General features: G+C 64.1%; 18 protein-coding genes. 15 read left to right on the top strand and 3 right to left on the bottom strand.

Going from position 1 to position 21,652, the window contains the following annotated elements; all coding sequences use genetic code 11:
• The first annotated feature begins 58 nt into the window (after positions 1-58).
• From C1A15_RS03760 to C1A15_RS03795, 8 genes are all read left to right on the top strand, one after another.
• Positions 59-547: a PH domain-containing protein gene (locus C1A15_RS03760; protein WP_101721327.1), complete on the top strand. Its 489-nt coding sequence runs from the start codon at positions 59-61 to the stop codon at positions 545-547.
• Complete coding sequence (locus tag C1A15_RS03765; RefSeq protein ID WP_101721328.1) at positions 547-2,391, top strand: PH domain-containing protein; 1,845 nt, start codon at positions 547-549, stop codon at positions 2,389-2,391. The genes C1A15_RS03760 and C1A15_RS03765 overlap by 1 nt, the downstream gene beginning before the upstream one ends.
• Before the next feature lie 166 nt (positions 2,392-2,557).
• On the top strand, positions 2,558-3,232 hold the full coding sequence (gene trhA / locus C1A15_RS03770) for a PAQR family membrane homeostasis protein TrhA (RefSeq protein WP_101721329.1): 675 nt from the start codon (positions 2,558-2,560) through the stop codon (positions 3,230-3,232).
• Positions 3,233-3,352: 120 nt separating this feature from the next.
• Entirely contained in the window at positions 3,353-4,693 is a 1,341-nt protein-coding gene (locus C1A15_RS03775) for a hemolysin family protein (protein ID WP_101721330.1), read from the top strand.
• On the top strand, positions 4,690-5,754 hold the full coding sequence (locus C1A15_RS03780; protein ID WP_101721331.1) for a PspC domain-containing protein: 1,065 nt from the start codon (positions 4,690-4,692) through the stop codon (positions 5,752-5,754). Before C1A15_RS03775 ends, C1A15_RS03780 begins: the two co-directional genes overlap by 4 nt.
• A 283-nt stretch (positions 5,755-6,037) precedes the next feature.
• Positions 6,038-6,856: a CMP-2-keto-3-deoxyoctulosonic acid synthetase gene (locus tag C1A15_RS03785; protein WP_101721332.1), complete on the top strand. Its 819-nt coding sequence runs from the start codon at positions 6,038-6,040 to the stop codon at positions 6,854-6,856.
• A gap of 218 nt (positions 6,857-7,074) precedes the next feature.
• Entirely contained in the window at positions 7,075-7,734 is a 660-nt protein-coding gene (locus tag C1A15_RS03790) for a potassium channel family protein (protein ID WP_101721333.1), read from the top strand.
• 12 nt (positions 7,735-7,746) lie between these two features.
• Entirely contained in the window at positions 7,747-8,424 is a 678-nt protein-coding gene (locus C1A15_RS03795; protein WP_101721334.1) for a potassium channel family protein, read from the top strand.
• 103 nt (positions 8,425-8,527) lie between these two features.
• Here the strand turns inward: C1A15_RS03795 and C1A15_RS03800 are convergent, their stop codons facing one another.
• Together C1A15_RS03800 and C1A15_RS03805 are read right to left on the bottom strand one after the other, a co-directional pair.
• Positions 8,528-9,064 carry an MOSC domain-containing protein gene (locus C1A15_RS03800; protein ID WP_101721335.1) on the bottom strand — a complete coding sequence of 179 codons (537 nt, stop codon included), beginning with the start codon at positions 9,062-9,064 and terminating at the stop codon, positions 8,528-8,530.
• 368 nt (positions 9,065-9,432) lie between these two features.
• Positions 9,433-9,930 (bottom strand): hypothetical protein, encoded by a 498-nt coding sequence (locus C1A15_RS03805; RefSeq protein WP_101721336.1) that lies wholly within the window; start codon positions 9,928-9,930, stop codon positions 9,433-9,435.
• A gap of 131 nt (positions 9,931-10,061) precedes the next feature.
• Here C1A15_RS03805 and C1A15_RS16960 point away from each other — a divergent pair, with 131 nt between their 5' ends.
• The 3 genes from C1A15_RS16960 to C1A15_RS03820 all read left to right on the top strand — a co-directional run bounded on the left by C1A15_RS16960 (position 10,062) and on the right by C1A15_RS03820 (position 15,867).
• On the top strand, positions 10,062-10,301 hold the full coding sequence (locus tag C1A15_RS16960) for a helix-turn-helix domain-containing protein (protein ID WP_281254102.1): 240 nt from the start codon (positions 10,062-10,064) through the stop codon (positions 10,299-10,301).
• 106 nt (positions 10,302-10,407) lie between these two features.
• On the top strand, positions 10,408-11,751 hold the full coding sequence (purB, locus tag C1A15_RS03815) for an adenylosuccinate lyase (protein ID WP_101721338.1): 1,344 nt from the start codon (positions 10,408-10,410) through the stop codon (positions 11,749-11,751).
• A 198-nt stretch (positions 11,752-11,949) separates the two neighbouring features.
• Positions 11,950-15,867 (top strand): bifunctional diguanylate cyclase/phosphodiesterase, encoded by a 3,918-nt coding sequence (locus tag C1A15_RS03820; protein WP_101721339.1) that lies wholly within the window; start codon positions 11,950-11,952, stop codon positions 15,865-15,867.
• Here C1A15_RS03820 and C1A15_RS03825 read toward each other — a convergent pair.
• Positions 15,864-17,471, bottom strand: coding sequence for a Tat pathway signal protein (locus C1A15_RS03825; protein ID WP_245864901.1), 1,608 nt, complete (start codon positions 17,469-17,471; stop codon positions 15,864-15,866). The two genes, C1A15_RS03820 and C1A15_RS03825, sit on opposite strands and share 4 nt — an antisense overlap.
• 154 nt (positions 17,472-17,625) lie before the next feature.
• Between C1A15_RS03825 and C1A15_RS03830 the strand changes: the two genes are divergently transcribed.
• From C1A15_RS03830 to C1A15_RS03845, 4 genes are all read left to right on the top strand, one after another.
• The gene (locus C1A15_RS03830) at positions 17,626-18,336 is read left to right on the top strand and encodes a response regulator transcription factor (protein ID WP_009305830.1); all 711 of its coding nucleotides are present in this window, start codon (positions 17,626-17,628) and stop codon (positions 18,334-18,336) included.
• A 6-nt stretch (positions 18,337-18,342) separates the two neighbouring features.
• A complete protein-coding gene (locus C1A15_RS03835; RefSeq protein ID WP_101721340.1) occupies positions 18,343-19,980 on the top strand; it encodes a sensor histidine kinase in 1,638 nt (545 codons plus the stop codon).
• A gap of 86 nt (positions 19,981-20,066) precedes the next feature.
• Positions 20,067-20,939: a phosphoribosylaminoimidazolesuccinocarboxamide synthase gene (locus C1A15_RS03840; RefSeq protein WP_101721341.1), complete on the top strand. Its 873-nt coding sequence runs from the start codon at positions 20,067-20,069 to the stop codon at positions 20,937-20,939.
• 74 nt (positions 20,940-21,013) lie between these two features.
• Positions 21,014-21,649, top strand: coding sequence for a hypothetical protein (locus C1A15_RS03845; protein WP_021410487.1), 636 nt, complete (start codon positions 21,014-21,016; stop codon positions 21,647-21,649).
• The last annotated feature ends 3 nt before the right edge of the window (positions 21,650-21,652 follow it).

The following is a 21,652-nucleotide window of genomic DNA, read 5'->3' on the forward strand; positions in this document are numbered from 1 at the left end:
CACGCTCTCTGGTATGATGAGGGAACATATTGTGAGGGCGTTGACGAGAAGGATAGGTATGAAAGACTTGCCGGCACATCAGCTCGATCCGAAGGTAAAAACCGTGTGGCGCATCAACGATGCGATCTGGCTCACCGTGGTGTTCCTCTGCTGCTTCGTTCCGTTCGCCATCGCTGCGGCGGTGGATCCGGCGCCGTGGATGTTCATCGTGCTCGTCGTCCTCGCCGTGGTGTTCGCGGTCTGCCTCGTCATCTGGCTCGTGGTGCTGCCGCCCATCCGCTTCATGCGCTGGCGCTACGAGCTGTCCAACGACTATCTCGACATCGCGCGCGGCATCGTGTGGCGCAAGCGCTTCGTCATCCCGTTCATTCGCGTGCAGAACACCGATACGCGCCAAGGTCCCATTTTGCGTGCGTTCGGCCTGTCCAGCGTCACGGTGGCCACGGCCGCCGGCGAGCATGAAATCCCCGGCCTCGGCGCCGACGTCGCCGAGCAGCTGCGCGATCGCGCCGCCGAGCTCGCGCGTCTCGCCCAGGAGGACGTGTGATGACGGACTTCCAGCAAGCGCCTCAGCCTGCCCCGCAGCCCCAACCTGCACCGCAGCCGCAGCCGCAGCCCGTGGAGCTGCAAAAGCACCACGTCCATCACAGCTACATCTGGCTCGGCAGCCTGCGCACGGCGTTCATGCTGCTGGCAATCGTGGCGTTCTCCTCGTTCTCGGCCATCATCGGAGCCATTTCCGACGGCGAGTCTATCACGCGCAGCGACATTCCCGTGATCATGATCATCATCGGCATCGTGATCGTCGGCATCGTCGTGCTCGTAGCGCTCATCGCCGTCTACCAGGTGGTTTCGTACAAGCACCTCTACTACGAGCTGGGTCCCGAGGAGTTCAACCTGTACTCGGGCATCCTCAACAAGAAGCGCGTGCACGTGCCGTACCAGCGCATCCAGTCCGTTGACCAGCGCGCGACGCTCATCCAGCGCATTTTCGGCGTGTGCAGCGTGAGCATCGACACGGCGGGCGGTGCGTCGAACAAGGCCGTCATGGTGCCGTACGTCCAGAAGACGCAAGCCGAAGAGCTGCGACGCGAGCTGTTCGCGCGCAAGCAGTACGCCGTCGCCGTGCAGGGCGGCGCGGCTCCCGCGGCCGCTGCGGCAGCCGTTGCAGTTGCGGCGGGCGTCGCTCCGCAGGCTGCCCACGAGGGCGCTAACGTCTTGGACGCGCCGGCCGAGATCTGGCAGGACGTGCGCGGCGTGTTCGGCGGCGCCGAGGTGGACACGGGCCGCGTGACCTTCGAGTACGGCATGTCCAACAAGGAGCTCATCTTCACCGGCCTGTCGAACAACACGGCGTTCTTCGTGGTGGTCGTCGGCATCATCGGCGCGGTCGCGCAGTTCATGGGCGAGCTCGCGCCTATTCTCGCGGGCACCATGGAGCCGCTCGTGGGCAACGTCGTGGGCGCGAGCATCCAGCTGTTCGGCGGCAATCTCATTGCCGCGGGCGTGGCCGCCTTCCTCGGCGCGTCGCTGGTGCTGTGGGTCCTGTCCGCCATCGGCTCCTGCATCTCGTACGGCGGGTTTCGCGCCTGCCGCCGCGACAACCGCATCGAGGTGGAGCACGGCCTCTTGCAGCATCGCTTCCAGGGCGTCGACGTCGATCGCGTACAGTCGGTCGTGGTCAAGCAGAGCTTCATCCGCCGCCTCCTGGGTTACTGCGAGCTGTCGCTCGGCAAGATCGACGCCGCTGCGGAAAGCTCCGATGACCAGCAGAAAGGCCTCAACCAGCAGGGCCTCGTCATCCATCCCTTCGTGAAGATGACCCGCGTGCCCGAGATCCTCGCCGGCATCATCCCCGAGTTCGCCGACGTTCCCACCGAGAACATTCCGGTGGCGCCGGTGGGGCTGCGCCGCGCCATCATCCGTCGCTGCGTTATCCAGGGCACGGGCTTCTGGCTGGCCGTTCTCGTGGCGGTGGGGCAGATCGCGGTGAACGTGCTCGCGAACCCTGCGGTGCCCGACGAGGCGATGGCGCTGTTCTTCGTCAACAACGGCGCGCTGTTCGGCTATGCGCTGGCGGTGGTGCTGCTCATCCTCGACGCGGTGGGCGCCGTGCTGTGGTTCCGCGGCTCGGGCTTCGCGTACAACGAGCGTTTCATGCAGGTGAGCAACGGCGGTTTCGCGCGCGAGACCATCAGCTTCCCGCGCAAAAAGATACAGTTCGGTTACACGAAGACGAATCCTTTTCAACGCAATGCCGGCACTGCTACGATCAATGCACGCACTGCAGCGGGTGTCGGAGGCACTACCATCAGGCTCATCGATGCGAAAGAGGACGATGCGCGCGCCTGGTTGGCGTGGATGGAGCCTCGTGGCGCTGTGATACAGTAGGAGCATGAATGCAACCGCAACACCTCATATCCGAAGCGCTTCAAGCGCCCGACGAGCCGGATCCTCCCACGCAGAGGCTCAGGCGTCCGCGCGTCCTCGCAGCGACGCGCCCCAGCTCGTGCACGGCTGGACGCCGTCCCAATTCAAGCCGAAAGCCCGTGGCGGCATGAGCGTCAGCGCGTCGGCTGGAGCAACCAGCAAACAGCATAACGTCCGCGAGTACTCCACGGGCGAGGAGATCGCGAACTCGATCTCGCATGGCGTCGGCATCCTGCTGGCCATCGCGGCCATCCCCATCCTCGTCGTGCGCGCGCTCGAGGACGGAGGCGGCATCTACCTGTTCGCCGCGCTCGTGTACACGCTCACCATGCTGCTCGAGTACACGATGTCCACGCTGTACCATGCCATCACGGTCGAGCGGGCGAAGCGCGTGTTCAAAGTGCTCGACCACAGCTGCATCTACCTGTTCATCGCCGGCTCCTACACGCCGTTCTGCCTCATCTCGCTCGCCGATTCCGGCGGCCAGTGGCTGTGCGCGTTCGTATGGCTCGTGGCGCTGGCCGGCGTCGCCTGCGAAGCGTTCTGGGTGTTCCGTCCGCGTTGGGTGTCCGCCGTGCTGTACCTGCTCATGGGTTGGTGCGTCGTATGGTTCCTCCCGGCGCTCGTCGAGGCCATTCCGGGTCCGGGCCTGTGGCTGCTCGTGGGCGGCGGCATCTGCTACTCCATCGGGTGCATCTTCTACGTGTTGAAGAAGGTGCCGTACATGCATTCCCTGTTCCATCTTTGGGTTCTCGCCGGAAGCATCCTGCAGTTTCTGGCCATCTCTATGTACGTTATGTAAGCGGCGGCGTGCGTAAGCGCGCGGGCATGACAGCCCCACGGGCGTTGCGAGCAGGGGGCTTGCAACGCGAGGCGCACGTTCTGCGCATCGATCGCTTGCTAAAGGAGTTGCATCGCATTCATGGATATTTGGATTAGCATCGTCGTCACGTTCGTGCTCGTGTTGGTGAACGGATACTTCTCGATGTCGGAAATGGCGCTCGTCAACGCGCGCCACGTGCTGTTGCAGCGCGAAGCAGAAGAAGGCGACAAGGGCGCCGAGCGTGCGCTGAGCCTGGCCGCCGACTCGGGCCAGTTCCTCGCCACCATCCAGGTGGCCATCACGCTCGTCGGGTTCTTCGCCTCGGCAGCGGCGGCCACGAACCTGTCCGACCCGCTGGCGCAATGGCTGTCCGGCTTCAACATCGGATGGCTCGCGGTCATCGCGCCCGGCTTGGCCCCCGTGGTGATCACGCTCATCGTGTCGTACCTCAGCATCGTGGTGGGCGAGCTCGTGCCGAAACGCATCGCGCTGGCCGATGCCGAGCGCGTCAGCAAGATGGTGGCCGGCCCGCTCATGGTGTTCCAGAAAATCGCCTCGCCGCTCGTCGCGCTGACCTCGGCTTCGGCGAACGGGCTGTCGCGCCTGTTCGGCATCAAGAACGCCGACGAGCGCCAGAACGTTTCCGAAGAAGAGATCAAGTACATGGTCACGGACAACGACGAGCTGCTCGACGACGAGAAGCGCATGATCCACGACATCCTCGACCTGGGCGACATGACGGTGCACGAGATCATGACGCCGCGCGTGGACATGATGTTCGTGGAGGATACCGACACGGTGCGCCAGGCTGTGGAGCGCATGCGCGGCACGGGCTACTCGCGCCTGCCGGTGTACCACGAGGACATCGACCGTATCGTGGGCATCGTCCACTTCAAGGACCTCGTGGGGCCGCTCATGGACGGCAAAGAGCACGAGCCCGTGGTCGAGTACGCCTACGAGGCCATGTTCGTCCCCGAGACGAAGGACCTTTTCCCGCTGCTCGCCGAGATGCAAACGAATCGTCAACAGATGGCCATCGTCGTTGACGAGTACGGTGGTACCGATGGTTTAATTACCGTAGAGGACATTGTGGAGGAAGTCGTCGGCGAGATCGTGGACGAAACGGATCGAGAGAACCCGTTCGTCGAGCAGGAGAGCGAGAACGTCTGGCTGGTTGACGGGCGATTCCCCGTCGAAGACGCCGCGGAGCTCGGGTGGCCGGTGGAGGATTCGGCCGATTACGAGACCATCGCGGGTTGGCTCATGAGCATGCTCGACTCGGTGCCCCAGGTGGGCGAGGAGCTTGAGTTCGACGGATACCGCTTCAAGATACAGGCTATGCGTCGCCGCCGCATATCGACGGTGCGCGTGGAACGACTGGACGATCCCTCCCCATCCCGCGTGGATGCCGCTGAGGCGATCGACCAGGAGGAAGCGTGACGAGTGAAAAACGGCTGCTCCGCTCGCGAAAGGCGCTCATAGGCGGCGTGTGCGCGGGCGTGGCCGATTATTTCAACGTCGACCCCCTCATCGTTCGCATCATCATGGTGGTGTTCACCTTCGCCTCGGCGGGCCTGTTGGGCGCTGCTTATATCGTGCTGTGGATCGTGCTGCCGCTCGAGCCGAAGGAAGAGGCCCCGCTCGACGTGCAGCCCCAATCCGTCCATTCCGAGACGTACGGCACGGTCGACTTCGACGCATCTCGCAAAGACGAAGTGGGCGCGGCGAAAGCCCCGCGGGCTCCCAGCCCGGCGCAGGCGGCGAGCTGGCGTTACACGCATCCTGCCTACACGTCCTCTGCGCATGTGCCCCCCGAGCCGCCCGCGGGTGCCGCGCATGCGTCCTCGCCCGTGCGTCCCGGCAACGTCGCAGGCGCGCCTCAGCCTTCGTTCGCCCCGCCTCCGACGCCTCCGTACGAAGGGTGGGCGCCGGTTGCGCCGCCGCCCCAGCAACCGGCGAAGCCGACGCCGAACTCCAGCGTGAAAGCCGCCTTGTGGGCGGGGTCGTTCCTGCTGTTCTTCGGCGTGTCAGCCATGGTCGCCAGCATGATGGAGGGCGTGGTGTGGTGGCAGTACTGGCCGCTCATCTTCGTCATCTTGGGCATCGTGCGCATGGTCATCCCCGGAGAAGAAGGCCATCGCATGCGCCAGTTCGTGGACGGCCTCATCGCGTTCTTCTCCGGCGTGGTGCTGGTGTTGATGAGCCTCGGCGTGATAGGCTGGCAGTCGCTCGAGCTGATGCTGGTCGGCTTGTGGCCGCTGCTGCTCATGGTGGTGGGATTGCTGCTGCTGGGCGGAGCGCTGAAGTCGCCGACGCTCACGCTGTTGGCGGGCCTGTGCTTTGCGGCGTTCTGCGTCGTGGGCATGCTCTGGTACTCGGTTCCGGGCGCCACCGAAGAGCTCGTGATATCCGCTCCGTACGGTCGCGAATACCACTTCGACATGCAGCCGTGGGAGGGGATCGGCGCCGGCGAGGCCGTCATCACCTTGACCATCGACTGAGGTTCGAGCGCGGCGTTTCAAGCAACACATTCCGTTCGCTTTTTCGTGCACCGCAGAGTAAGGCAATTCACCTGCTGAAATGCGGTTTCACCTCTTGTCAAGCGAACAAATCATGTAGGGCGTCTCCACAAAACTTTGCCCTCGACCCCCCTTCTCGGCTAGAATACGTCCTGTCACAACAGCATATCGCCTTCCGGCAGCAAACCCCCACACAACTTACTACGCTGTCAACCGCTTCGGCGGCTCGAGGTCGTGCGCTGTTCAACGAAAGGTAACCGACGTTTTGGCTAAAAAGCGCTTCATACAAAAGAAGTCGAACCTGGCTGCGAAGATTCTCGCGGTTGGCTGCGCGTCCTGCGTGCTGACCGGGTGCATCGGCTTTGGGTTCGCCTCTGCTGGAAGCGGCGCCGCGCACGATATCGACTCGTTCGGCATCGATGCGTCAACCACGAGCGCCGCGACGCAATCCTCCGTTGCAACTTCCGACACCGCTGACGCTTCCGCGCGCGAGACCACCGTGCTCACGAGCACCGCGTCGCGCGATATCTCGCAAGGCATCGAGGCTATCGAGGCCGAAGAAGAGGCCGCCCGCATCGCTGCCGAAGAGGCCGCTCGCGCCGAGGAGGAGGCCCGCATCGCGGCCGCCGAGCAGGCGAAGGCCGAGCAGGAAGCCGCCGCCGCGCGCGAAGCTGCGTCCGCCGCAGCCGCCGCGCTCCCCGATGTCGATTTCTCCGTGGGCAAAGACGCCTTCATTTCCGAGTGGACCGCCCGCATCGACGCATACCTTGCCGGCTCTCCGCTGGCGGGACAGGGCGCCACGTTCGCCGAGGCCGCTTGGAACAACGGCGTCGACCCGCGCTGGTCGCCCGCCATCTCCAACACCGAAAGCTCCAAGGGCGCGAAACCCTTCAAACAGTTCAATGCGTGGGGCTGGATGACTTCCACCACGTGGAACAGCTGGGAAGAGGCCATCAACGCCCACGTGGCGGGCTTGGCATCCGGCTACGGTTACTCCATCACTGTAGCGGCGGCGCAGAAGTACTGTCCGCCCACGTACATGGACTGGTACGATAAAACCATCGCCGAAATGATGAAGATCTAAACGTTCCGCCGGCCGTGAGTCGGCGGTTCTTTTTTGACGCGTATTGTGCGTTGTCGCGCGAATGTTTCACGTGAAACATTCGTTCCTAAGTACCTGATTGCTTCACGTTACGCCTTTGTCGCCGTTCTATGGCGAGGCTGGCCGCGCTCGCGTCCATGCAGTATGCTAGGGCGCAGCAGAAAATCGGCGCCGCGCGGGCGCTTGGTGAAAGGATCGGTATGAGCAACGTGATCGTCGTCGGCTGCGGCCGCGTCGGATCTCAGCTGGCGAACATGCTGTCGGACAACGGCAACAACGTGTGCGTCATCGACAAGAACGCCAACGCGTTCGCCAACCTGGGCCGCAACTTCAACGGCTCCACGGTGCAGGGCGTGGGCTTCGACGAGGAGACGCTCGTGAAGGCCGGCATCGAGGACTGCGACGTCATGGCTGCCGTCACCCAGTTCGACAACACGAACCTCATGTGCGCCGAGGTGGGCAGCCGCCTGTTCGGCGTGCCGCACGTCATCGCGCGCCTGTACAACCCCGATCACGAACGCGCCTACATGCAGCTGGGCATCGACTACGTGTGCGGCACCTCGCTCGTGGCCGAGGACGTGTTCAGCAAGGTCGTGTCGGGCCACGGCGCCCACCTCGACACGTTCGGCGAGTTCGAGGTGCTGCGTTTCTCGCTCGACCTCAGCTCCACGGACAAGCGCACCATCCGCGTGGGCGAGCTCGAGCGCGACCACGATATCCGCATCATCGCATTCGAGCGCAGCGACGGCTCCGCCAGCTCCATTCCCACGCGCGATTCCATCCTCTACAACGGGGACTCGGTGCTTGCCTGCGTGCGTCATGAGCTTATCGAATCGTTCGCCCGCTATATCCAGGACTAAGGGAGAGACTGCATGTACATCGTTATCGCAGGTGGCGGCAAGGTTGGCGAATATCTGGCCGGGGTGTTGCTGTCAAGCGGCAACGACGTGGCGGTCATCGAGGAGAACCTCGAGACGGCCGACCGCCTGTCGGTGGCGCTCCAGGGGCGCTACCTCGTTATCCACGGCGACGGATGCGACTCGAAGTACCAGGAAGACGCCGGCATCCGCCGCGCCGACGTGTTCGTGGCCACCACCGGCCAAGACGACGACAACCTCGTATCGTGCGAGATCGCGCAGCGTGTGTTCAACGTGCCGCGCTGTATCGCGCGCGTGAACAGTCCGAAGAACCTCCGCATCTTCAAGGAGGTGGGCATCGAGTGCGTGTCGTCGACCACGCTCATCGCGAACCTCATCGAGGAGGAGACGCTGCTGGGCAGCGTGAGCGTCGCGTCGTCGCTGACGCACGGCAACGTCATGCTCACCGAGATCGTGGTTCCGCGCATGCGCCATCATTCCAACGAGGCCGGCATCCTCGTGTCGTCGCTGCCCATGCCGGAGAACAGCCTGATCGCGGCCGTGTCGCCGAAGGACGACGACAACGTGGAAGTGGCCAGCGAGGAAACCGTGCTCTATCCCGGCGACAAGGCCATCGTCGTCGTCGACAACGAGGTGCTCGATGACGTGAGGGCGCTGTTCAAGGGACTCTAACGGTACTGCTCCGGTGAGACAAAGGGACGGGGTTATTGTCTCATTGCGCGCAATGAGACAATAACCCCGTCCCTTTGTCTCACCGCCGTGAGGGCGCCCGGCGCTACTCCTGCGCGGCGGCCAGCTCGGCGAGGGCCTCGGGCGGGGTGTAGGCGCAGGTGCCGTCGCCGAGCGCCACGACTTCCACCGGATCGCCTACGCTGATGGCGCCGCCCTCGAGCGCGACGAAGAAGATGCCCTCGCGCGGGAAGATGCAGTCGCCGGCCAGGTGGTAGATGGCGCACTTCGTATGGCACACCTTGCCGATCTGCGACAGCTCCAGCAGCACGTCGTCGCCGATGCGCACGCGCGTGCCCAAGGGCAGCGCCAGCAGGTCGATGCCCTCGGTGGTGACGTTCTCGGCGAAGTCGCCCTCTACCACGTCCAGGCCGGTCGCACGTGCTTTCTCGATAGATTCCCAGGCGAGCAGCGACACCTGGCGATGCCAGTCGCCGGCATGCGCGTCGTCGGCAACGCCCTGATGCGCGATTACCGTCACCGCCGCTTCGCACGGCGTTTTGCGCGTCCCCTTGCGCTTCGACACGTTGATGGAACGGACGCGTCCCTGCGCGACGGCCTTGCGGTTCCGTGCTTGCTCCATAGCCCAGTCCTCTCGAAAACCTAGTGAAGTAATGGGAAATATACTACTCGATCAAGGATAGTGAAGTCAAGGATAGCCGCCCATTTGCGGCCGTCCCGCCTCCCTGCGCGTCCGTCCGACCGTCCCTCGCATCCGTCCGCCCACCCCTTGCGTCCGCCCGCCCAGTCTGCCCCCCGCGGCAAGCCTTGGCAGAGATTTCACGTTATGAACGATTCTGAGCGGATATTCCCGATGCGTTTCAGAGAAATACCAGGTCGTGAATTTCTATAACGGCTTCGAATCGTTCATAACGTTCATTTTGTGCCAAGCGATGGAAGGGTGCTTTCGCGAACGATTACGCGCCGGGTCTCTTGCGGCGCCGATGCACCCTACGTTTTCGACGCGACTTCGAGCCCGACGAGGACGCTCTTCGAATCCTCGCGTGCGCCCTGAGGTGCGACGAGGGCCGTTCGCCTGTGTCGGTCGACGCGGATCACGCTGCTCTCAAGGCCCGATAGCGGGCCGACGTGCACGAGCAGCCGTTCGTTCTCGATCCGCCCGCGCGAGAGACGCACGAGCCCGTTCGGCTCCATGATCGATTCGAGAAGGGCACGCTCCTCTGGCGAAAGCGTGCCCGCGAAGCGTGCGCGACGGCCGCCATCGACCTTCAAGGCTGCCGCGAGAGCGTCGGGATCGAACGCCTCGGCAAGAACGTACCCGGGAAATAGGGGCGATTCTACAATCACCCAGACTCCCTGGCGTTTGCGCAAGCGCTCGGCACGCGGAAAAACACAGCGGGATATCAGACTCGGCAGCAGTCGCTGCGCGTGCAGCGAGAACGATTGCTCGCGTTTTCGGGGAACAGCGAGGACGCACAAGCTGCTCATAGCCGATCTCCTCCCGTCACCCATAGCTCATGAAATGCAAACAGATAGTTTGCATTATAGATCGTCTCGGCATAAAACTGCAAACTTGCTGTTTGTGGTGTCCCTGTCACGAACCCTATAAGGTTCTTAGTATGCAAACGCAAAGTTTTCAAACCTTCCAGAAGCAACTAGGCGCTCGATTGCAGAGGGTCAGGAAGTCGCGCGGCCTGTCGCAGGAGGCTGCGGGCACCATGGTGGGCATGGATCGCGTTTCTATCGGCTACATTGAGCAGGGCAAGCGCGCTCCCAAGCTGAGCACGCTGTATGCGCTGGCGCAAGCGTACGAGGTGAGCGTCGGCAGCTTTTTCGACTTCGAGGGCGCGGGGGAGTAGCGCCGAAGCTACGTCGTTCCTCGGCGCTTTCCGTGAAATGTGCCTCTCGGGAGCTTGTTTGCGGTATGCTGGTTGCCATCAGGTACGACGTGGGAAAGGGACCGGCGTGATCAACCGTTACACGCGCCCGGCAATGGGCGCCATCTGGGAGCTTGAGAACAAGTTCTCCATCTGGAAGGAAATCGAAGTGCTGGCGTGCGAGGCGCAGGCCGAGCTGGGGAAGTCCGGCATCACGAAGGAGGAGGCCGCGTGGATCCGCGCGCATGCCGACTTCACCGTTGAGCGCATCGACGAGATCGAGAAGGTGACGAACCACGACGTCATCGCGTTCACCACGAACATGGCCGAGTACATCGACGCCGACGTGCCGGAGGGCCAAGAGCCGCCCAGCCGTTGGGTGCACTACGGCATGACCTCGTCCGACCTGGGCGACACGGCGCTGTCCTACCAGATCACGCAGGCGATCGACATCATCCTCGAAGACATCAAGCAGCTGGGCGAGACGTGCAAACGCCGCGCGTTCGAGTTCCAGGAGACGCTGTGCGTGGGCCGCACGCACGGCATCCATGCCGAGCCCATGACGTTCGGCATGAAGTTCGGCAGCTGGGCCTGGGCCCTCAAGCGCGCCCAGACGCGCATGGAGGAGGCTCGCAAGGTGGCCGCCACGGGAGCCATCAGCGGCGCCGTGGGCACGTACTCGAGCATCGACCCGTTCGTCGAGCAGTTCGTGTGCGAGCGCCTGGGGCTTGAGGCCGACCCGCTGTCCACCCAGGTGCTGGCGCGCGACCGTCACGCCCAGGTCATGGCCGGCCTCGCGGTGACGGCGTCCACGCTGGAGTCCATCGCTATGCAGGTGCGCCTGCTGCAGCAGTCCGACGTCATCGAGGCCGAGGAGCCGTTCGCGAAGGGCCAGAAGGGGAGCAGTGCCATGCCGCACAAGCGCAACCCCATCACGGCCGAGCGCGTCTGCGGCCTGGCCCGCACCGTGAAGTCCAACGCGCAGGTGGCCTTCGACAACGTGGCGCTGTGGTACGAGCGCGACATCAGCCACTCCGGCGCCGAGCGCGTCGCGCTGGCCGACAGCTTCATCGCGCTCGACTACATGTTCGGCAAGATGCAGTGGATGCTCGACGGCCTGCAGACCTATCCCGCCAAGATGGAGCACAACCTGTGGCGCACGAAAGGCCTCATCTTCAGCTCGAAGGTGCTGCTGGCGCTTGTGGACACGGGCATCAGCCGCGAAGACGCCTACGTCATCGTGCAGCGCAACGCCATGAAGGTGTGGGAGGATATCCAGAACGCCGTGGACGGCCCCACCTACCGCGAGAACCTCGAGGCCGACCCCGAGGCGAACCTCTCGGCCGAGGTTCTCGACGAGATATTCGACCCCTGGGACTTCCTCACCCGCAAAGACGTGGTGTTCGACCGCCTCAAGGAGTTGGAGTTCTAAGCATAGCTCGATGCGGCGCGACGGTTCTCAAAGACCTTCCCTTCGGGGGAGGTCTTTTCAATTGAGTCATATCGCCTGGTGAAAGGCATAAGGGTAAAACCCGCTCAACGTGGCTTATTCAACACCCCGTCTTGAAAGTCTGAGGGGTAAGAATATACTCTATCTATTTGGTAGGAAGTCGAAGGGGGTGCCGAGGCGATGGGCGAAGACGTGCGGGCGCAGCGCTTTGTCGCGGAGGCGGCGCCGTTTTTCGCGCATCTGCCTGGGGCGTGGTGCCTCATCAAGCAGGATCGCTATCTCACGCTGGTGTGGGCGAACGACGAGTTCTACGAACTGATGGAGTGCTCCGAAGACGAGGTCGGGTACCGCTACGCGCACCGCATCAGCGCGCTGTGGGACACCGACGGGGTCGAGCACCTCGCTCGCTTGGTGCGCGAGGCGCATGCTTCGGGCAAGGATCGCTTCCGCCATCGCCTCGCTTCGTCGCGGGACGCGCGCGTGTTCGAGACGGAGGCCGTTTCGCTCCCCGATGAATCGCTGCTGTGCTGCAAGGTGCGCGATTGCAGCCGCGAGGCGATCGACGAAGCCTCCATCGAGCAGTTCCGCGAACAAGGGACGTCCGTTGCGGGCGTTGCGGGCATCGAAGTGTTCTCGTACGACGCTGCGCATCGTTCCGCGCGCGTGCTGCTCGAGGCGGCCCTGTTCGGCGGACTCCCTTGCGCGAACGGGGTGTGCGAGCGCTTCCCCCAAGTGCTCGTCGATGAGGGTCTCGTGCATCCTCAAGATCAGGGCAACCTGCTCCAGGCGTTCGACCATGCGGTCGTGCAGGGCGCTCGATCTTCGGCCGATCTGAGGTTGGGCGGTCCCGACCCCGAGACCGGCCGCTGGCGCTGGTACCGCCTGACGCTCGCGCCCGATGCGCCCGACGCTGCGGCGAGCGGGATGATCGGCGGCGTCCTCGCGGACATCACCGAGCACAAAGAGCTGGCCATGTCGTACCTGAACGAAACGCAGTTCTACTATGCGCTGCTTTCGGAGAAGGACGCGTATGCGCACGCCGACGCCACCGACGACGTCATCCTGAAAATCGGCGGCATGTGGAACCTGTACAACGAGGTCATCGACAAGGTGTCGTATACCGAGATCGTGCAGACGTTCATCAACCGCGTGGTCCATCCAGACGACCGCGCCCATTACATCGACATCATGCGCAGGGAGAATTTCATCAGCTCCCTCGAGAGCGGCATCGACCACCTCGGTTGCGAATTTCGCCGCATCGTGGAGCAGAACCAGATGGCGTGGATGGAGCTGAGCGTCCATCTCCTGAGGGATCCGACGACGCATCACGTGCTGGCGCTGCTCAGCATCAAGAACATCGACAAGAAGAAGCGCCAGGAACTCCAGATGCAAAGCGCGTCGGAGCGCGATTCGCTGACGGAGGTGCTTCACAAGAAAGCGGCCGAAACAGCCGTCCGCAGCCGCCTGCGCAGCACGGCTCCGCACGACGTGAGCGCGCTGGTCGTCCTCGACATCGACGACTTCAAGGCCATCAACGATCGTTGGGGCCACAAGGTGGGCGACCAGGCGCTCGTGCGCTTTGTGCACGACGTGCGCTGCTCGGCCGGAAAAGACGACGTGCTCGGCCGTTTCGGCGGCGATGAATTCGTGCTGTTCATCGCGAGCGCGTTCGACGAAGAGCATGTGGCGAGCCTCTTGAGCGACATCTTCGAGCGGGTTGCCCGCGAGGCCGACCCGGCGCTCTCGTGCAGCGCGGGCGCGGCGCTCATGCCCGACGGCATGACGTACGACGAGGGGTTTCGCCGCGCCGACGCGGCGCTGTACGAAGCGAAAGCCGCCGGGAAAGCGACGTTTCGCTTCTATCGCGCCGAGGCCGACGCGGCGTCTCTTGTCGTCGACTCCCTCGAGGAGCGGGATCGGGGCGCGCAGGCTGAACGTGAAAGCTTCCCGCATGCGGATGCGCCGAAGTGGGAAGGCGTCCAGGATGCCGTGCGGCATCCCGACGAATCCTCGTTCGCGGAGTTCCTTTCGACATACGGCGAGATCGCGTACCTCGTAGACCCCGACACGTTCACGCTCATCTGCGGAAACCAGGCGTTCTACGCGCGTATCGGCGAATCGCCGATCAGCTGCATGGGCAAGAAGTGCTACGAGGCCATGCAGGGGCGTGCCACGCCCTGTCCGTTCTGCAGCAAGGCGAACTGGTCCACCGACAAGTTCTTCATGTGGCGCAACGACAACAAGGCGCTCGACCAGGAGTTCCTCATCAAGAACAAGCTGGTGTCGTGGGCGGGGCGCGAAGTGCTGCTGGCCATCGCCGTGGACGTGTCCAACAACAAGAGCATCGTCGACTCGCTCGACAGTGGCATTTCGGAAACCCATTGCCTGCTGGGAGGCATCCAGCAGATGAACGCGGCGCGCGACTCCGACGAGGTGATGAGCCGCGCTCTCGAGACGGTGGGCGATTTCTTCCGCGCAGAAAGCGCGCTTTTCTGGGCCCGTGCCCGTGCCGACGAGCCGCTCACGTGCCTGGCCTGCTGGTCGCGCACGCCGGGCGCCCGCACGTTGCCCGCGCCCGACGACGGTTCGCTCGACCTCTGGCTTGCGGCGCAGCGCTGGGACGAGCCGGTCATGGTGGAGAGCCCGGAGGCGGTGCTGCGCTCGTCGTATCCGCGGTATCGTTCCATGAAGGACAACGGCGTGGCGAACGAGCGCTGGATAAGGCTGCGAAGCGACCGGGAGGACGCGGCGGCCGTCTGCTACCTTTCGGTGGAGAATCTCGGTGCGAACTTGCAGAACGTGGCCTTCCTCGAATCGTTCTCCGTGTTCGTCGCCAGCGAGCTGGACAAGCGACGCATGATGGAGGACCTGCTGCACGCCAGCAGCCATGACGACCTGACCGGGCTTTTGAATCGCGAGAGCTACGAGCGCATGCTGGCCGAGTTCGACGCCGACGGCGCGTGCTGCGTCGGCGTGGTGTCCGCGAATGTGAACAACATGCGCGCCATCAACGGCTCGAAGGGCTTCGCGGCCGGCAACTACTACCTGCAGCAGTTCGCCGCCATGCTGCTCGACGTGTTCCCGTCCGAGTGCGTCTATCGGCTCAACGGCGACGAGTTCGCGGCGGTCGTGCCCGGCCTCGATCGCGAGGGCCTCGAGAACCGTATGCGCGACCTGCGCGCCATGGTGAAGTCGAACGGGCTGTTCACCGTTGCCCTGGGGTCTTCGTGGGACGAGGTGGAGAAGGACCTCGACGTGCTGACGAACCAGGCCTCGGAGGCGATGGAGGCCGACAAGAAGCGCCATCACGACGTGAAGCAAGACAAGGACGACGACGATCGGCGCACGGCGCTGCGCAACCTCGTGGCCTCGCTGGGCGACGGCAAGTTCGTAGTGTACCTGCAGCCGAAGGTGAGCATGACGGATGGGCGGCTGGTGGGCGCCGAAGCGCTCGTGCGCTATCGCGACGACGAGCTGGGCATCATCTCGCCCGCGCGGTTCATCCAGGGGTTCGAGGACAGCGGCCTCATCCGCCATGTGGATTTGTTCGTGTTCGAATGGGTGTGCCAGGTGGTGGAGCGCTGGGAGGGCGAGGGCCATGCGGTTCCCGTATCGTTCAACTTCTCACGGCGCACCTTGCTGGAGAACGACCTGGTGACCAGCATGGAAAGCATCGTGTCGCGGCACGACCTCAGCAGGAGCAACCTCGAGATCGAGATCACCGAGAGCTTCGCGGCCATCGGCAAGAGCGTGCTGTTCCGCGCCGCGAACGATCTTCTGAGTGCCGGGTTCACGCTGTCGCTCGACGACTTCGGCACCAAGTACACCGACCTGTCCATCCTGTCGAGCATCGATTTCTCCATGATCAAGCTGGACAAGAGCCTCATCGAGTCCGTCGTGGACGACGCGACGAAGCAGACGGTGCTCAAGCACATCATCGGGATGTGCGACGAGCTTCGGGTGGACGTGATCGCCGAAGGGGTGGAGTCGACCGATCAGGAGCGCGTGCTGCGCGGGCTGGGTTGCCGCAAGGGGCAGGGCTACCTGTACAGTCGCCCCATCCCCCTGGAAGACTTCGAGCAGCGCTTTTTGCGCTAGGAGGCCGGCATCCACACGCGGACGAGGCAGTACTTCTTCGCCTCGCCGTCGAGGGGTTTGTCGTCGACGTTCGTGAACGTGACCGCGCGGTCGCGCGACCCGGTGGACGCCAGGTACTCGCCGTAATTGTCGGCGCCGCTTTTCACGTCGAACGCGAACCATTCGCTCGTGTCGAAATTGATGCCCACGACCTGCGTGAGCGACTTCACCATGAGGTACGATCCGCACCAGGCGGGGGGCGCGGTGGGGTTGCGGCCGAAGCGGAACCACGGGGCCGCGCTGTAGTCGCCGTTCGTCACGGCGCCGGCCGGGACGTAGGTGCCCAGGTTGGCGATGCCGTCGCCGTGCTGGTAGCCGGCATCGAACGAGAACATGAACCCGGTGTTGCCGTAGCCGGCCTCGAGGGGCTTCATGGACGTGGGCAGAGCCATGGCGTCCCGCGCCTCGCCGGTGCTCGCATCCAGACGCACGAGCTGGTAATGGATGGACGACGTGTCGGTGCGCGGCGTGATTACCACGGAATCGCCGGCAGCGTAGGGGGCCGTCGCCATGCGGCCGATCGAGGTCCACAGCGTTTCGGTGTCGGTGGCGCCCATCGTTGCGCGCTTGAACAGCGAAGGTTCGGCTTTCTTCGGGCCGCTCGCCTTCGGCAGCACCTGCCAGAACGCGCGATTGCCGACAGCGGCGATGGTGGGCATCTCCCACTCGCTGCCGCCTTCTTCCACGAGCGCGGGATTGCCCAGGGAAGCGCCGTCGCTGCGTGCGGTGTACACGCGCCAGACGCCGTCGAGGATGTCGGCCTCGGCCCAGATGAGGCCCGAGGACGTGGCGCGCACGTCGTAGATCTCGAAGCCCTCGTCGACGCCGACGGCCTGTTCCAGCACGATGGGGTAGGCCCCCGAGTCCAGCGAGAGCAGGGCAACCTGCGTTAGGGGCTTGCCGGTGTCGGTGGGCAGCAGGCACGCGGCCAGGTCGTCGTCGCTCGCCCAAACGAGCGTGCCATAGGGCAGCTCGAAGCTGCCCACGAGGTTCATGAGCGTAGCAGGGTCTTCGACCTGGGAGAACGTGTTGGCGAACTCGTCGGAGGTTGACGACAGAACCGCGCTCTCGGGCACTTCGAGCACCACGAGGTCGTCGTCGGGGTCGCTCTTCGTCTGCTCGATGATGACGGACGCGCCGCCGCCGACCGCCGCGAGCGCGCCCGCGCCCAGCGCGCCGTACAGGAAGTGTCGGCGGGTGAGCAGAATCTCCCCACCGTTGGGCGTAGGGACGCGCACGCCGCTTCCGTTGGCGCCGCCGTTCGAGGAGCTGCGCGGAGAGGAGGACGATGCGGCGGACGAGCGCCGATGCGAGCCGGCCGAGCCGATGGAGCTGCCGCTGCCGTACCCGGCCACGTTGCCGACGTCTGCGGTGCCGCCGCGACGGCCGCCGCTTCCGTTGCCGCTGCCGTATCCGGCCACGTTGCCGACGTGGCCGCCGCGCGAGTTGGCTTTGCCGCCGGCGTACAGCGCGCCTCCATCGGAGGTGGTGCGCCTGTTCGCAAGGCGTTTCTTTGCAACGGTCGGCTTCGCGTGGTTAGCGTGTGTTGATCTGCGGGTTACCATGGTGTTTATTGTGTCATTTCACGCACAGGTTAAAGCGGCCTCTGGTCTAATTGCTACAATAAACGCAAACACGACCACTACGCTCGGGAACTGGTCTACGTAGGGAACGCAGACGCGTATTATCCGAGATGACAGCGAGCTTGAGGAGTGATCCATGAGCAACGAAACACGACGCATCCTTTTGGTTGAAGACGAAAAGGCCATCCGCGACGCCGTGACGGCCTACCTCGAACGAGAGAATTACTGGGTGACGGCGGTCGGCGACGGTCAGGAGGCGCTCGAGGAGTTCTCGAAGCACCATTTCGACCTGGTCATCCTCGACCTCATGCTGCCCCGCGTGCCGGGCGAGCGCGTCTGCCGCGCCATCCGCGACAACTCCGACGTGCCCATTATCATGCTCACCGCTAAGGGCGAGGTGGAAGACCGCATCATCGGTCTGGAGCTGGGCGCCGATGACTACCTGGTGAAGCCGTTCAGCCCCCGCGAGCTGGTTGCTCGCGCCCGCGCGCTTCTGCGCCGCGTGCACGCCGATTCCGAGCCGCAGCGCGAAGTACTGGAGTTCGGCGAGCTCACCATCGACGTGTCGGGCCATAAAGTGCTGGTCAACAACGAGGAGATCGACCTCACCGCCAGCGAGTTCAAGCTGCTCACCACGCTGTCCCGCTACCCGGGCCGCGTGTACTCGCGCATGGAGCTGGTGGAGAAGGTGCTCGGCTACGACTTCGAGGGCTACGAGCGCACCATCGACTCGCACGTGAAGAACCTGCGCGCGAAGATCGGCGACAACCCGCGGAGCCCGAAGTGGCTGCACACCGTGCACGGTGTGGGTTATCGCTTCGAGGATCCCACGAAGGTTGCGCAGTAAACCAACGTGCGAGAAACCAACGAACAGGCTCCTTCATCTACCGTAGATGCACCTGAAGCATCGCAGCCCGCGGTCGAGCGCTTGACGGTCGACGCGGACGCGAGCGCCGGGGCCACCGGACCCATCGTGGTGCCGCACGAGGGCACCGGCAAGAAACGCCGCAGCATCCGCTTCGGCTGGGACAATCTGACGTACACGACGCGCGTCACGGCGGCGTTCGCTTTCATCGCAGCCATGACCGCGCTCGTGGCCATCGGCGTGCTGTCGTTCGTGTGGGAGCAGCACTTCCAAACGTACACGCAGGCCAACATCAAGAAGCTCGCCGAATCCACGGCCGAGCAGATCGCCGAGATCTACGCGGACACGGGATCGTTCGACAACGCCGGCGTCGGAACCGTGGCGGGATACGCTGCGAAGCTGAACGGCGTGGGCGTCAAGATCTTCGACAACCAAACGGGGAGCGTCGTGTATGATTCCACGACGGCGTCCAGCGAAGATACCGGCGGCATGCCGAACAGGGATTACAGTCGCGGGTCGCTGGCTCCGCCGCCAGGCGACAGCGACCAGATTGCCATGGCGCCCATCGTCGTCGACAACGCCGCCATCGGATCCGTTCACATGTGGGTCTACGGTTCCGAAGCGCTTCTGAGCCAGACCGACGAGGAGTTCCGCGACAACTCGTACCAGGCCATGATCTTTGCGACGGCGCTCGCCATCGTGCTGGCCTCGTGCATCGGCTTTTTGTTCGCACGCACCCTGGTCAGCCCCATAAACCGCATGACTACCACCGCGAAGGCCATCAAGGAAGGCGACCTGTCGGCCCGTACCGAGCTGCACGGCGAGGACGAGATCGCCCACCTGGGCGAGACGTTCGACGCGATGGCCGACTCCATCGAGCGCGACCGCGAGCTCGAACGCCGCTTGACCACCGACGTGGCGCACGAGCTGCGCACGCCGCTCATGGCCATCCAGTCCACCGTGGAAGCGATGGTGGACGGCGTGTTCGAAGCCGACGAAGAGCGCTTGGAAACGGTGAATTCCGAGGTCCAGCGCCTGAGCCGCCTCGTCGACGCCATCTTGAAGCTGTCGCGTCTGGAAAGCCGCTCCACGCCCATGAAGAAGGAAGTGGTCAACGTGGGCGAGCTGATCGCCGGCATCGTGGCCACGCACGAGGCGTTCGTGGCCGATTCGGGCCTCACGTTGAAGTACGAGATGGAGCAGGGCGTGCGCGTTCTGGGCGATGCGGACATGATTCGCCAGGCCACCGCCAACCTCATCTCGAACGCCGTGCGCTACACGCCCGAGGGCGGCTTGATCACCGTGCGCGTGAAGCGCGGCGACATCATGGCGTCCATCAGCGTGCAGGATACGGGCATCGGCCTGTCGCCCGACGAGGCGAAGATGGTGTTCTCGCGTTTCTGGCGCGCCGACGCGGGCCGCACCCGCGAGAGCGGCGGACTCGGCATCGGCCTGTCCGTGGTGAAGGAAATCGTCGAGCGCCACAACGGGTGGGTGCAGGTGGAAGGACGCAAGGGAGAGGGCGCGTGCTTCACCATCCACATCCCGCTGTACCAGGGCGACGATCAGCAGCGTGGGCAGAAATCGCAAAAATCGCGCGGGAAGTCGCGTAAAGATCAGAAATAGACGATAATAGGGCGTGCCGACGGAGAAGGGGAGCGCCGACCGCCGCACCTCGTGCGGCGTTTCGAGAGAGCAACGAAAGGACCAGCATGACCGGAATCGACATCAAGCCCGATGCGCAGGGCAAAGTCCGCGACCTGTACGACCTGGGCGACAAGCTGCTGCTTGTGGCGACGGACCGCATCTCGGCGTTCGATTACATCCTGGAAGACGAGATCCCCCACAAGGGCGCGGTGCTCACGCAGCTGTCGTGCTTCTGGTTCGAGCTCCTGGACGGCGTGGTGGAGAACCACCTCATCTCCTCCGACGTGGCCGACCTGCCCGAGCAGTTCAAGCCCTATGCCGACTACCTGCGTGGACGTTTCATGCTGGTGAAGAAGGCCGACATGTTCCCCGCCGAGTGCATCGTGCGCGGTTACCTGGCCGGCAGCGGCCTCAAAGAGTATCAGAAGCAGGGCACCGTGTGCGGCATCGAGCTGCCCGAGGGCCTCGTGAACTCGTCGAAGCTGCCCGAGCCCATCTTCACGCCGTCGACGAAGGCCGAGATCGGCGACCATGACGAGAACATCAGCTTCGAGCGTCTCGTGGAGATCATCGGCGAGGACGACGCCTCCCAGCTGCGCGACCTTGCGCTGAAGGTGTATACCACGGCGCGCGACCATGCGGCCGAGCGCGGCGTGATCATCGCCGACACGAAGTTCGAGTTCGGACGGCTGAACGGCCAGATCATCCTTGCCGACGAGGTGCTGACCCCCGACTCGTCCCGCTTCTGGCCGGGCGACGAGTACGCCGAGGGCAAGGATCAGCCCAGCTTCGACAAGCAGTTCGTGCGCGACTGGCTGAACGCCAACTGGGATCGCCAGGGCAACCCGCCCCGCCTGCCCCAGGACATCATCGATCGCACGAGCGAGAAGTACATCCAGGCCTACGAGCGTATAACGGGTCGTAAGTTCGTCTACTAAGAATGCGTTAGTCGAGCGGAATGCGTGCGGCCAAGGGGGCTGCGCGCATTCCGTCGTTGAAGGAGCAATAACCTATGTCCCAGCGCAACCCCATGAACGACCGGTACCAGACCGACGAGCATCGCGGCCAGACGCGCAAGAGCGCGGCCACCATGAAGCCGAAGACGAAGGCGGCTTCGTCGGTGCGCATGCAGCCTGCGACGAAGACGAAGCAGCAGAAGAAGGCCGACAAGAAGGCCGCCCGCGCGAAGCAGACCGAGATCGATCGGCAGTACTACAACCCGCCGACTCCTGAGTACAAGCGCCTCCGCAAGATATGGTGGGGCCTGCTGATCGGCGCCATCGTGATGACGGCGCTGTCGTGGGTCGGCCGCTCCTTCCTGCCCGAGGCGGCCACGTACGTGGTGCTCGGCCTGGCGTACGTGTGCATCATCGGCGCCCTGTACGTGGACTTCTCGAAGATCCGAAAGGTGCGTCGCGCGTATCAGGAAGAGATGATGGCCAAGAAGTCCAAGGAGATGCGCGCCGCCGAGAAGCAGCAGAAGGCTGCGCAGCGCGCCGCGAAGCAGCAGGAGGCCGAGAAGCCGGCCATCGAGGAGCAGCCGAAGAAGCGCGGTCTGTTCGGCAGCGGTTTCCGCCTGAACAAGGCCCAGGAAGCCAAGGCCGAGAAGCAGGAAGCGAAGCAGGCCGAGAAGGATTCGACGAAGTAAGGT

Origin of the sequence: Eggerthella timonensis, from assembly GCF_900184265.1 — a bacterium.
Classification (GTDB): Bacteria; Actinomycetota; Coriobacteriia; order Coriobacteriales; family Eggerthellaceae; genus Eggerthella; species Eggerthella timonensis.